Annotated in this window: 10 protein-coding genes and 1 tRNA gene; 4 read left to right on the top strand and 7 right to left on the bottom strand. The window is 58.2% G+C overall.

Features of this window, described 5'->3' with window-relative positions; translation table 11 throughout:
- Positions 1–68 precede the first annotated feature (68 nt).
- On the top strand, positions 69–1,187 hold the full coding sequence (locus tag J5Y17_RS12770) for a cytochrome c3 family protein (RefSeq protein ID WP_255572078.1): 1,119 nt from the start codon (positions 69–71) through the stop codon (positions 1,185–1,187).
- Positions 1,188–1,495: 308 nt separating this feature from the next.
- Here the strand turns inward: J5Y17_RS12770 and J5Y17_RS12775 are convergent, their stop codons facing one another.
- The 4 genes from J5Y17_RS12775 to J5Y17_RS12790 all read right to left on the bottom strand — a co-directional run bounded on the left by J5Y17_RS12775 (position 1,496) and on the right by J5Y17_RS12790 (position 4,549).
- Positions 1,496–1,918, bottom strand: coding sequence for a hypothetical protein (locus J5Y17_RS12775; RefSeq protein WP_219785642.1), 423 nt, complete (start codon positions 1,916–1,918; stop codon positions 1,496–1,498).
- Positions 1,919–2,165: 247 nt separating this feature from the next.
- A tRNA-Ser gene (locus J5Y17_RS12780) sits at positions 2,166–2,255 on the bottom strand.
- A 77-nt stretch (positions 2,256–2,332) separates the two neighbouring features.
- On the bottom strand, positions 2,333–3,343 hold the full coding sequence (locus tag J5Y17_RS12785) for a GDP-mannose 4,6-dehydratase (protein ID WP_219785643.1): 1,011 nt from the start codon (positions 3,341–3,343) through the stop codon (positions 2,333–2,335).
- A 39-nt stretch (positions 3,344–3,382) separates the two neighbouring features.
- On the bottom strand, positions 3,383–4,549 hold the full coding sequence (locus tag J5Y17_RS12790) for a nucleotide sugar dehydrogenase (RefSeq protein ID WP_219785644.1): 1,167 nt from the start codon (positions 4,547–4,549) through the stop codon (positions 3,383–3,385).
- Between the two features lie 423 nt (positions 4,550–4,972).
- On the opposite strand from J5Y17_RS12790, the gene J5Y17_RS12795 reads away from it, so the two are divergent.
- From J5Y17_RS12795 to J5Y17_RS12805, 3 genes are all read left to right on the top strand, one after another.
- On the top strand, positions 4,973–6,394 hold the full coding sequence (locus J5Y17_RS12795; protein WP_219785645.1) for a coniferyl aldehyde dehydrogenase: 1,422 nt from the start codon (positions 4,973–4,975) through the stop codon (positions 6,392–6,394).
- A gap of 138 nt (positions 6,395–6,532) precedes the next feature.
- A complete protein-coding gene (locus tag J5Y17_RS12800; RefSeq protein ID WP_219785646.1) occupies positions 6,533–7,843 on the top strand; it encodes an esterase-like activity of phytase family protein in 1,311 nt (436 codons plus the stop codon).
- Between the two features lie 112 nt (positions 7,844–7,955).
- The gene (locus tag J5Y17_RS12805; protein ID WP_219785647.1) at positions 7,956–9,296 is read left to right on the top strand and encodes an anti-phage deoxyguanosine triphosphatase; all 1,341 of its coding nucleotides are present in this window, start codon (positions 7,956–7,958) and stop codon (positions 9,294–9,296) included.
- Here J5Y17_RS12805 and J5Y17_RS12810 read toward each other — a convergent pair.
- The 3 genes from J5Y17_RS12810 to ychF all read right to left on the bottom strand — a co-directional run bounded on the left by J5Y17_RS12810 (position 9,238) and on the right by ychF (position 12,471).
- Positions 9,238–10,275 (bottom strand): UDP-glucuronic acid decarboxylase family protein, encoded by a 1,038-nt coding sequence (locus J5Y17_RS12810; RefSeq protein WP_219785648.1) that lies wholly within the window; start codon positions 10,273–10,275, stop codon positions 9,238–9,240. The genes J5Y17_RS12805 and J5Y17_RS12810 overlap by 59 nt on opposite strands.
- A gap of 32 nt (positions 10,276–10,307) precedes the next feature.
- Positions 10,308–11,180 (bottom strand): glycosyl transferase family 90, encoded by an 873-nt coding sequence (locus J5Y17_RS12815; RefSeq protein ID WP_219785649.1) that lies wholly within the window; start codon positions 11,178–11,180, stop codon positions 10,308–10,310.
- Between the two features lie 193 nt (positions 11,181–11,373).
- On the bottom strand, positions 11,374–12,471 hold the full coding sequence (gene ychF, locus J5Y17_RS12820) for a redox-regulated ATPase YchF (RefSeq protein WP_219785650.1): 1,098 nt from the start codon (positions 12,469–12,471) through the stop codon (positions 11,374–11,376).
- Between the last annotated feature and the right edge of the window lie 77 nt (positions 12,472–12,548).

Consider the following 12,548-nt stretch of genomic DNA (forward strand, 5'->3'; position numbering starts at 1 on the left):
CCATGCCTTTCAAACATAAATTCTTTTTTTCACTCCTTGTTGGTTTTGCTGTCGCCGTCGGCCCCAGTATGGTGGCTGCACAAGATCAGGCCGAGGAGCCGGTCCGTGACATCGAGGAAATCGTCGAAGATCTCGAACTCTATGTAATGCCGGACGCCGGTCCATTCCGTCCTGACCAGATCGAGATCAAGAACAAATTGGCGATTGGCGAGTGGGCGCGATCCGGTCACGCCCTGTCGACGGCTGAGGCGTTCACCCATTGGGATGAAGAAGGCGAAGTGCCTGTCGCCTGTGCAACCTGTCACAGCGGGGCCGGATTTAGAGCCTTTTACGGCCTCGATGGAAGCGATGCGGGAACAGTCGAGGCGCCTGTGCCAACCGGCGGGGTGGTCGATTGTGATACATGCCACAATCCGGGGCTGGCTGCCGTCGAAGAGGTCAAGTTCCCAAGCGGCCTGATGCATCCCATCGCACCCGGAGAGGCCTCCTGCCTCACATGCCACCAAGGTCGCGCCTCCGGACTGAACATCTCTGCGTCCGTCGCGGACATGGCGCTGGACGACACGAATGTGGATTTGCGCTTTATCAATCCGCATTACGCTGTCGCGGCGTCGACATGGCTCGGCGGTTATGGCGGTTCTGGGTATCACTACGATGGCAAAGATTATTCGGGCCGGTTCTTCCACGCGCGCCCCGTCGCCACCTGTGTGTCCTGTCACGATCCGCATAGCCTCGAGGTGTCGCAAAACACATGCATGAGCTGCCATGAAAACGGCGCACCGGATAGCATCCGCCTCTCACGCGTCAGCTATGATGGCAGCGGCAACCTCGACCAAGGGCTCCGCACCGACGTGTCACATAACGCCGAACGGCTGATGGGGTTCATTCAAGACTATGCCGAGACGGTTGCGGGAACTGCGATCCTCTATGACGGGCATCAGTATCCCTATTTCTTCGCTGACGCGAACAACGACGGTCAGATCGATATCAATGACGGGCGTTCGGTCGCCTACAACACATGGACACCGCGCCTGCTGAAAGCCGCTTACAACTGGAAGTTCGTGACGACCGACAAAGGGGCCTTTGCCCACAATCCGCACTACGTGTTGGAACTGCTCTACGACTCGAGTGAAGACCTCGCGAACGCGCTTGGCCTCGATATCTTAGACACCGGAATGATGCGCTGACAGGCTTCTGACCAACTCGGTGCAGACAGTTCAAAATCGAGCCATTCGTCCCGACAAGGGCCGGGTGGCTTTTTACCTAGCCGAGCAAAGCAGCCTCGACGCAGCAAGAAAAGTGTCACAGGTATTCAATCTTTAACCTGCCACTGCATCATTTCTGAGGGTTTGGATTGGGGACCGGCCCACGTCGACCAAACGACCGCTTGCCGCCCATTGGCCTTCGTGGCTTTCGGCGACCGGAGAGAGAAATCGCACATCGTCGTTCCTGCCTCGATCTGTTGAATGGATACGGTCGCTAACATGAAAAACGATCACGAGAGAGAATTGAGCGTCCGCAGTGCGCTGCGATACCGATCCATTCTCGCGAGATCAGCCGCAGACGGTTCGGCGATCCGCGACAAATCCATATTGTCTCGCAGGTCCGCCATTTTCACGTCACGTCCAATGGGGTTTTGTGCCGCTCTTTCAATGAATTCGGAATAGCTTTCGCCCTTCCGCTTCGTCACCGCATCCAAAGCCGCGAGAATATCGGCGCTGGCGCCTTCTTTGCGCAAGGCATCCGAAGTCCAGTCGGTGTCTTCGATGACATCGTGTAGAACAGCAACGATGCGCGCGGCCTGACCTTCGCAGGCAAGCATCACTCGCAAAGGGTGCAAGATGTAGAGCTGGCCCGCCTTATCAATCTGCCCTCGGTGGGCTGAGGCTGCTATTTCAATGGCGCGTTCAAGGTCCATATTCCACTCCTTTCGAAAATATATGCGACCGCGCTTGCTGGGCGCGGCAACGTAATATGCGATTTTTAGGGAAAGTCAGCGTGTTGGCTGCGGGAACAACTTAACACTGCCAAACGGTTTGGTCACGCAGCTATTTGCCACATATTCCGCGACAGTCTTCGTCGGCACGGGGGATGTGATGGGGGGGGGGGCATACAGCCCCAATGAAAGATTTAACTCTTCAAATCAATTCATGAGATTGCCTTTATGGCGGAGACGAAGGGATTCGAACCCTCGAGACGGTTTCCCGCCTACTCCCTTAGCAGGGGAGCGCCTTCGACCACTCGGCCACGTCTCCGTCGACCCGTGTAATGGAGCTGTCACAGAGACACAAGGCAAAATCTCACGTCAAATCGCACTGAAAAGCGTCGGAGATCAGGCGTTGTAATATTGCCGATACCACCGCACGAAATTGGCCACGCCTTCGGGCACGGAGGTTTTCGGCGCGTAGCCTGTCAGACGCTTGAGCAAGGAGGCATCGGCCCAAGTGGCCGGCACATCGCCCGGCTGCATCTCCATCAGGTTGCGTTCGGCAGTTTGGCCGGTGGCAGCCTCGATGGCAGCAATGAAATCAGTGAGCTGCACGGCGTCCGAGTTGCCGATGTTCACCACACGGAAAGGCGCCACAGGGGAGAGGCTGTCGCCCTCTTCGACCACGCCATCTTCAGGCCGGACGGGCACGGCGTCGATCAACAGGCGGATGGCGTGCACGAGGTCTTCGACATAGGTGAAATCGCGCTTCATATCGCCGTAATTGTAGACGTCGATGGGCTTGCCCTCGAGGATCGCCTTGGTGAATTTAAAGAGCGCCATATCGGGCCGTCCCCACGGACCATAGACCGTGAAAAAGCGGAACATAGTGATCGGCAGGCCGAAGAGATGCGCGTAGCTATGCGCCATGCTTTCGGTCGACTTTTTCGTGGCCGCATAGAAGGACATCTGATGATCGGCCTTCACCGTCTCCTGATAGGGCATCACCGTGTTGGCGCCGTAGGCCGAAGAGGTAGACGCCAAAAGCATGTGTTTCGGCGGATGGGCCCGCGCGGCCTCCAGCAACTCGAACGTGCCGATGATGTTGCTCTCAAGGTAAGACCGCGGATTCTCGATGGAATAGCGCACACCAGCTTGAGCGGCGAGGTGGATCACCACCTCCGGCTTTTCCTCCTCGAACAAAGACATCAACAGGCCGGGGGTTTCGACCTTGTCATGCACGGAGCGATAGCCCTCGTAGGCCGAAAGCGTCTCTTCGCGCCGTTCTTTGAGGGCGACATCGTAGTAGTCCGACAGGCAATCGAGGCCAATGACGCGCCAGCCTTCTTCGAGCAGGGTGCGACAAACGAAAGAGCCAATGAACCCGGCAGCGCCGGTGACGAGAGCGGTGGGCATTGTGTGTATCCTTAGTCGGCGCGGGTTAGTCGGCCAAAATCAATCGGCGTGAAACAGATCACGGGTAAAGATCTTTTCCGCGACATCCGCAACATCGTCGGTCATGCGGTTGGCGATGATGACATCGGCCTCCGCTTTGAACGCCCCGAGATCGCGCACCACGCGCGAGCCAAAAAAGTCATCATCCTCGAGCACCGGTTCATAGACGATCACCTCGATGCCCTTGGCCTTGATCCGCTTCATGATGCCTTGGATCGACGACTGGCGGAAGTTGTCCGAACCCGCTTTCATCACCAGACGGTAGACGCCCACAACGTTCGGGCGCTTGGCGATGATCTGATCGGCGAGGAAATCCTTGCGCGTGCGGTTGGTTTCGACGATGGCCGCGATCAGGTTTTGTGGCACTTCGGAGTAGTTGGCGAGCAGCTGTTTGGTGTCTTTCGGAAGGCAATAGCCGCCATAGCCAAAGGAAGGGTTGTTGTAATGGCTGCCGATGCGCGGATCCAACCCGATGCCATCGATGATCTGGCGCGTGTCCATTCCACGCGCCATGGCATAGCTGTCCAATTCGTTGAAGAACGCAACCCGCATCGCGAGATAGGTGTTGGCAAAAAGCTTGATCGCCTCGGCCTCGTCGGCGTCGGTAAAAAGCACCGACACGTCCTTGTCCACGGCGCCCTCAAGCAAGAGATCGGCAAAGACGCGCGCGCGCTCGGATTGCTCACCCACGATGATCCGCGACGGGTGCAGGTTGTCGTAAAGTGCGCGGCCTTCGCGCAGGAATTCCGGCGAAAAGATCACTTGATCTGTGTTCATCTCCGCCCGCACGCGAGTGACAAAGCCCACGGGGATGGTCGATTTGACCACGATGGTCGCCTTCGGATTGACCGCAATCACCTGTGCGATCACTGCTTCCACGGAAGAGGTGTCAAAATAATTGGATTTTTCATCGTAATTGGTCGGCGTTGCCACGATGACGAAATCCGCACCGGTGTAGGCCGAGGCGCCGTCCGTCGTCGCCGTCAGGTTGAGCTCTTTGTGCGCCAGAAAATCTTCGAGCTCGGCATCGACGATCGGAGATTTGCGGTCATTGACCATCTGGACCCGCGCCTCGGAAATGTCCACCGCAACAACCTCATGATGCTGCGCGAGCAAAACCGCGTTCGACATCCCCACATAGCCGATCCCGGCAACCGCAATTTTCATCTCTGAACCCTTGCACAAATATTATCGGGTTTCATGCTAAAGGATGCCTTTCCGGCAATCCAGAGAACATTTGAGATGCGCTTCAATTTGCAGAGTTTTTAGGCAATTTGCCGCAGAAACTCCTACATACCTCTCCCGCGGATCGTCACAACGGTTTCGCAAGGCTGTCACCGGACTGAGACATTTATTCCTTACCAGCAGCTTAACATCATCTGCCGAGCGTCTTCTTTGGAGGGGACCTGAGATATGACCGAGATTAGACCTTTCGCCTTCGTGCTGGGCTGCCTGTGGGAACCATCCCGCAACGGGTTTCGCGCAACGTTACGTCGCGTTCTGAGCCGCTACAGCTTCTGAAGCATCCGGCCGGCCTTTTTCTTGCCCATCTTTTCTGGCTGAATGCCGGAAACGATGCGAGAGGCCGACATGACCGCCGAAATCCAAACCGCAATCAAAGCCGAGATAACCGTCCTGTTCCGCCGCCAGAAAGCGGCCCAGCGCGGCCAACCCGTTGTCGATCTGGCGCTGCGGCTGGACCGGCTCACGCGGCTACAAGAGGCTTTGCTCGCCGCCGAACCCGCGTTGATCGCGGCGATGTCCGATGACTTTTCCTATCGTCCCGCCATTGAGAGCCGCCTTTACGACATCGATCTGGTTCTGGGTGAAATCCGTCAAGCCAAGCGCCACCTGAAACGCTGGATGCGGGTGCGAAGCGCGCCTGTGCCGCTGGTTTACAAACCCGCCCGTGCCGAAATTCGGCCACAGCCACTGGGCATTGTCGGCATCATATCTCCATGGAATTTCCCAGTGCAACTTGCGCTGGCACCGATGGTGGCCGCCTTGGCCGCTGGGAACCGTGTGATGCTCAAGCCTTCTGAACTAACGCCACGCACATCAAAGGCGCTGGCCGAGATGCTTGGCAGCGCTTTCTCCCCCGAAGAGGTCACGACCATCACCGGCGGGCCTGAGGTGGCACAAGCGTTTTCCGCCCTGCCCTTTGATCATCTGTTCTTCACCGGCTCCACATCGGTCGGGCGCAAAGTGGCCGCGGCAGCGGCGCGCAATCTCACACCTGTCACTTTGGAGCTGGGTGGCAAAAGCCCCGCCGTGATCATGCCAAGCGCCGATCTCGACCGCGCGGGGCGGCGGATTGCCTGGGGCAAGGCGATGAATTCCGGTCAGGTTTGTGTCGCGCCCGATTACGTCTTGGTCCCGCGCAAAAAGATGTTGCCCATAGCTGATGCGATCATGGGCGGCTTCATGCATTTCTTCCCTGAAGGACCCGGGAGCGAGGATTACGCCGCAATCATTTCAGAACGCCATCACGCGCGTCTGTCCGCAATGCTGGCCGAGGCCGAGACACGCGGCGCTCAAATGTTCCACCTCGAAGGCCCGACAGGAGACGCCCGCAAATTCGCCCCCACCCTGGTGCTCGATCCGCCACAGGATATTGCCTTGATGCAGGAGGAAATCTTCGGGCCGATCTTGCCGATCATCCCCTATGACGACCCGCAAGAGGCATTGGCTTTCGTGGCCGCGCGTCACCATCCACTGGCGCTTTACATTTTCTCCGAGGACAAGGACGAGCAAGAGCTTTGGCTCGACCACTCCATCTCCGGCGGCGTGACGATCAATGATGTTGCGATTCATGTGGGCTTTGGCACACTCCCTTTCGGCGGCGTCGGCGCGTCTGGTCAGGGCGCCTATCATGGCCGCGCAGGCTTTGAGACGTTTAGCCATCTGAAACCCGTTGTGCGGCAGGCCAAGCGAAACGGCATGGCGTTGGCCGAGCCTCCGTTCAAAGGCTGGCGCAAACGCTCGCTGGGGATGATGCGCAAGTTGATGTAAAGCTGTCACGCAAGTTTTGTGGGATTTTGACCAAACGGTCGCAAATCCGTTGCGTTTCTTCGGTTCCTTGCGCGCATCGCTTTGGGTGCCGCACAGCGCCCGTGCGCAAAAGAAACGCATCACACACAGGACAGTGACATGACCAAGACCGTTTACGGTGCAGCCCTTGCGGCCCTCATGCTTGCCGGCGCAGCCCAAGCCCAAGAGGCCTTCCCCGCCACACTCAAGGCGCAGGCCGAGCTTTCCGGCCACACTTTTGTTCCCGCCCCCGAAGGCGCCTCGACCTATTACAACACCTCGGGCCGCTTCACCAATGGCGCGCGCAATGAGGCGCTCTACAGCAATTTCCAAGAGGCCACCGGCCTGTCGCTGCCGTTCCCCGGCCAGCCACTTCAGGGGTTTTCCGGCATCCGCTCCATGGGTGACGATCGTTTCCTCGTGCTGACCGACAACGGCTTTGGCACGAAAGCCAATTCGTCGGACATCGTCCTGATGTTCAACATCGTCAAAGTCGATTGGGAGACCGGTCGCGTTGGCATCGAAAAAACGATCCAACTGTCCGACCCGGACCACGTCGTCCCCTTCCCGATCATGAACGAAGCCACCGAAGCCCGCACGCTCACCGGTGCGGATTTCGATCTGGAATCCATTCAGCCGGTCGGTGAGAACTTCTGGATCGGCGACGAATTCGGTCCGTGGATCATCGAAGTAAACGGCGAAGGCGAAGTGCAACAAATTCTGGCGACCGAGCCGGGCGGCCAGTTGATCCAATCCCCCGACAACTTCTTTGTCGCCACGCCGAACCCCGGCAGCGCCCTGCCTGAGACAGTCGTCTCCTACCGCTCCGGCGGCTATGAGGGCATGGCCCTGTCCGAGGATATGAAAACCCTCTATCCGCTTTTGGAAAAGCCGGTCTATGACCCGGAAACCGGCGGCAAGAAACATGTCGGCGGCAAGCCGGTTCTGTCGATGTTCGAGCTGTCCACCGAGACCGGCGCGTGGGGTGACACGGTGCGCTACTTCCCGCTTGAGGACGAAAACCACGCCATCGGCGATTTCAACCTGATCGAAGGCACCCGTGGCCTGATCATCGAGCGCGACAACTTCCAAGGCGACCCGCGCGAAGGTTGGTCCGAAAATCCGGCGATGTTCAAACGCATCTACCTGATTGATCTGGAGCGGATGGACGAGAACAATGTCTTGGAAAAAATCGCCTATATCGACCTGATGAACATTCAAGACCCTGACGGCATCGCGCCGCGTGGCACTATGGATGGGGTATACACTTTCCCCTATTTCACCATCGAGGATGTGGATCGTGTGGATGAGACCACCATCGTCGTCGCCAATGACAACAACTACCCCTTCTCGACCGGTCGCCAGCAAGGCCGGGTTGACGACAATGAGATGATCCTCTTGGACGTCGCCGAGTTTTTGAAGGCGGAATAATCTCTGCCCCGGAGCGGTGCGCCTTTTCTTCATCGTGCCGCTCCGGGGTTTCCCTATCTGGCCTTCCCGCGTCGCGCCCCATATGGTGCGCCCGAACCACGAGGAGGCGCAGATGTGGCTTGAACGCAGAGAGACATGGAGCGGGCATTCCGAAGACGCGCGCGGTGCGGGCGATGTCGATTATGCGCGCGTGATCCATTCCGCCTCCTTTCGGCGGCTTCAGGGCAAGACGCAGATTCTCAATCTGGGCGACAGCGATTTCTATCGCACCCGTCTGACGCATTCGCTGGAAGTGGCGCAGATCGCCGGAGGCCTTGCGCGGCAACTGGAACAGAGCTTTCCCACACATCCCGCAACCGCCCATCTGCCGGATCGCTCGATGATCCATGCCGTGGGCTGTTCGCACGATCTGGGCCATCCGCCGTTCGGTCATGGTGGTGAGGTGGCGCTGAATTACTGCATGCGCGAAGCGGGCGGCTTTGAGGGCAATGGTCAAAGCCTGCGCATCCTGTCCCGGCTGGAGAGCTTTTCGGCCAAAAGCGGCGCCAACCTTACCCGGCGCAGCCTTTTGGGCCTCTTGAAATACCCGGTCTCCTACACGCAGGCCCGCAATTCCGCGCTGCGTCCAAAACTGAGCGACCGTCCTGACACACTCAAGCTGATCGACACAGAGACCTCGACACCGCCAAAATGTTACCTCGACAGCGAGCAGGACGTGGTCGAATGGGTGCTTTCACCACTCTCCCCCGAAGACCGCACGGCGTTTTGTGCCATGGGGCCGGTGGAGGCCGGGAAACACCGCAAGGCGCTGCATAAATCCTTTGATTGCAGCATCATGGATCTGGCCGATGACATCGCCTACGGGGTGCATGATCTGGAGGATGCGATTGCCCTGTCGCTTTTGACCCGCGAGGATTTCGTAGCGCATGTATCGGCGGATCAGATCGGCGATTTTCTCAACATGCTCAAACACAAATACCCGGACCAGTTCGGCAATGACGTCTATGGCCAGATGCTCGACGGGCTCTTCGGCGGACGCGACACCCGCAAGCGCTTCATCTCCCGGTTTGTGAATTATCTGATCACCGCCGTCGAATATTCCGAAGCATCTGAGTTCTCTGAACCGCTGTTGCGCTACCGCGCCAGCCTGCCCGCCGCGCGACGTCCGGTGTTGAAGGCGCTGAAAGACCTGGTTTTCAAAGTGGTGATCAAAAGCCCCAACGTGCAGCAGCTCGAATTCAAGGGGCAGCAGATGGTGGTCTCAGTTTTCGAGGCGCTCTGTTCCGATCCCCAGCGGCTTTTGCCGCGCGACCATCAGGAACGCTACGCGGAGACGGCGGGCGATCTGCGAGTGATCTGCGACTATGTGGCGAGCATGACGGACGCGGCGCTTCTCAAGACCTACGAGCGGATGTTTGCGCCACGGATGGGCTCGGTGTTCGACCGGCTTTGAGAAGACGATCCGTTCCCGCAAGCTCCGGCAAAAGCGCGCCAAAATAGGCCACCGTGCGCTCCAGACCCGCCTGAAGTTCGATCGTCGGCGCCCAGTCCAGCCGCTCGCGGGCTAGGGAAATATTTGGCTGGCGCTGTTTGGGATCGTCCTGCGGCAGATCGCGGAACACCAACTCAGATTGAGATCCGGTCATCTCCACGACCCTCTCCGCCAGCTCGCGGATGGTGAATTCGTTGGGGTTCCCGAGATTGATCGGGCCGCTGATCTCGGGCCCCGTGTCCATCAGCCGGATGAAGCCCTCGACCAGATCATCAACATAACAGAAAGACCGTGTCTGGCGACCATCGCCATAAAGCGTGATCGGCTCGCCCAGCAGGGCCTGCATGATGAAATTCGACACCACACGGCCGTCCGCGTGATGCATGCGTGGCCCATAGGTGTTGAAAATCCGCGCCACTTTGATCTCCAGACCGTGTTGCCGGTGATAGTCGAAAAACAACGTCTCCGCGCAACGCTTGCCCTCGTCATAACAGGAGCGCAGGCCGATCGGGTTCACGTTGCCCCAGTACCCTTCCGGTTGCGGATGCACCTCCGGGTCGCCGTATACCTCACTGGTTGAGGCCTGGAAAATCTTGCACTTCAAACGCTTTGCAAGACCCAGCATGTTGATGGCGCCCAGCACGGAGGTCTTCGTCGTCTGCACCGGGTCATGTTGGTAATGCACCGGAGAGGCCGGACAGGCGAGATTGTAGATTTCGTCGACCTCGACGTAGAGAGGAAAAGTGACATCATGGCGCATGAATTCGAACCGCGGATGCCCATGCAAATGGTCGATGTTGCGCTTGGTTCCGGTGAACAGGTTGTCAACGCAGAGCACCTCATGCCCCTGTTCAAGCAGGCGATCCACCAGATGAGACCCGATAAACCCCGCCCCGCCGGTCACGAGGATACGTTTGCGACTGTCGTAAATGCGCGCCATGTCAACTCTTTCCTAAAAATGTCGAGGCCAGTTCAGGCCCAATTCTGCTCGATAATCTGTGTGGCCTGTGCGGTGACATGTTCAAATGTGAGGGTGCGAGCGAAGGCTTGGCCATGGGCCGCGATCTCGCGCGCCTCGCGATCGTGGCTTCGCACCCACTCGACCTTTTCCGCCAAATCCGACAGGTCGGCTTTCACCGGAACGTAATGTTCGAAAGGAACGATTTGGTCATAATACCATTGTTGAAAGCCGAATTGGCTGTCCACTTTGAGCACGCAACACCCAAGTTTCAGGCGTTGCATAAAATTGCACCAGGCATTGGAGAAACCGTCCACATCAAGGGCGTATTTGTCACCGGCCCAGTTCTGCCATGGCCGTCGTGGCCCCATCAATCCGGCGACGGCACATTGCGCCTCTTGTTTATGCGAGCCGCCGGACACGAAGCGGGCATCGACCCCCTCGATCTCACGCGCGGCCATGGCGAACCGAAGCCGCTGCATCACCCAGGGCTTATCCATATGCTCCGGGTCCAAGGAGAAGAGCCCGACGCTGTTGTTCTGGCCGCGCCAATAAATCGTGTCGCCGCGCGCCGCCCAATCGGGCGCGTTTTCAGCAAGCCGGTCGGTTTCGATATATCCGCGATCGCGGAAAAAATGCTGGTCCGGCACAAGAACCTTGTCGCGAAAACAGCTTGAATAGGTAAAGCGCGCCTGCCCGACAAATTCGCCATCGGACAAATCGCAGGAGATGCGCTCCACCGACGGGGCAGATTGCATCAGCCAATAGATGTAGGCGGAGGAAACATGTTGGTGCTGATAGGTGTATCGGCGAAAATGGTCGAGATTGTAGAGATATCGAAAGCCATCGCCATTGCGAACCAGATGAATCTCGAAGTCACTCTTCACTTCTTGCGAAGGCGAAAAACTCAGGTTGGGGCCGGATACCCCAACCTTCTTAAAATACTGCTGCACCTTCGCATGGACTACGCTTTCAAGCCGCTCCGACTTACGAACATGCCTCGCGGCATTTCGCCGTTTCCGATAGGCCCGATACCATTCGGTATCTTTCATCGAACGTAACAACAGTTTGTTGGTCCCGTCAGGTGTTGAACAAGAAGTGCATCACGTCGCCGTCCTGCACGATGTAGCCTTTGCCTTCCGCACGCATCTTGCCCGCTTCTTTCGCGCCCGCTTCGCCCTTGCAGGCAATGAAATCGTCATAGGCGATGGTTTCGGCACGGATGAAGCCCCGTTCGAAATCACCGTGGATGACGCCAGCGGCCTGCGGTGCGGCGGTACCTTTGGTGATGGTCCAAGCGCGGGCCTCTTTCGGGCCAACCGTGAAATAAGTCTCAAGATGCAAAAGCTCGTAGCCCGCGCGAATAAGGCGGTCGAGACCGGCTTCGTGCAGACCCAGCTCTTCGAGGAACATCTCGGCCTCGTCGCCGTCGAGTTGGGAAATCTCTTCCTCGATCTTGGCGGAAATCACCACGGTGCCTGCGCCCTGTTCTTCGGCCATTTTCGCGACCGCATCGGAGAAGGCGTTGCCCTTGGCGGCGTTCTCTTCCTCTACGTTGCAGACGTAAAGGATCGGCTTTTGCGTCAAAAGTTGCAGCATGTTCCATTGCTTGCGCTCTTCGTCGGTGATCTCGACGGTGCGGGCCGGTTTGTCGGCCTCGAGAGCCGCCTGCGCACGGGCCAAGAGATCGTCTTGGAGTTTCGCTTCCTTGTCGTTGCCCTTGAGCTTGCGAACAAGGTTGGCGCGACGTTTGGCGATGCTTTCCAGATCGGCCAGCATCAGCTCCATCTCGATGACCTGCGCATCGTCCACCGGATCGACGCGACCCTCGACGTGGGTCACATCCCCGTCCTCGAAACAGCGCACCACATGGGCGATCGCGTCACACTCGCGGATGTTCGCGAGGAACTGGTTACCAAGGCCCTCACCTTTGGAGGCGCCTTTCACCAGACCCGCGATGTCCACGAAAGACATGCGTGTCGGGATGATCTGTTTCGAGCCGGCGATCTCCGCCAGCTTGTCCAAACGCGGGTCCGGCACCGCCACATCGCCCACGTTGGGCTCGATGGTGCAGAACGGAAAGTTCGCCGCCTGCGCCGCGGCGGTTTTGGTCAGCGCATTGAAAAGCGTCGATTTGCCCACGTTCGGCAGACCGACGATGCCCATCTTGAAGCCCATTGCGGCCTCCTTTGTCCGAAATTCATGGGCTGTCTAAGGCCCAACGCAGCCTCGCGCAAGCCGCGCTTTGCGGGAAT

The organism is Celeribacter sp. PS-C1, assembly GCF_019429625.1.
Lineage (GTDB): Bacteria > Pseudomonadota > Alphaproteobacteria > Rhodobacterales > Rhodobacteraceae > Celeribacter.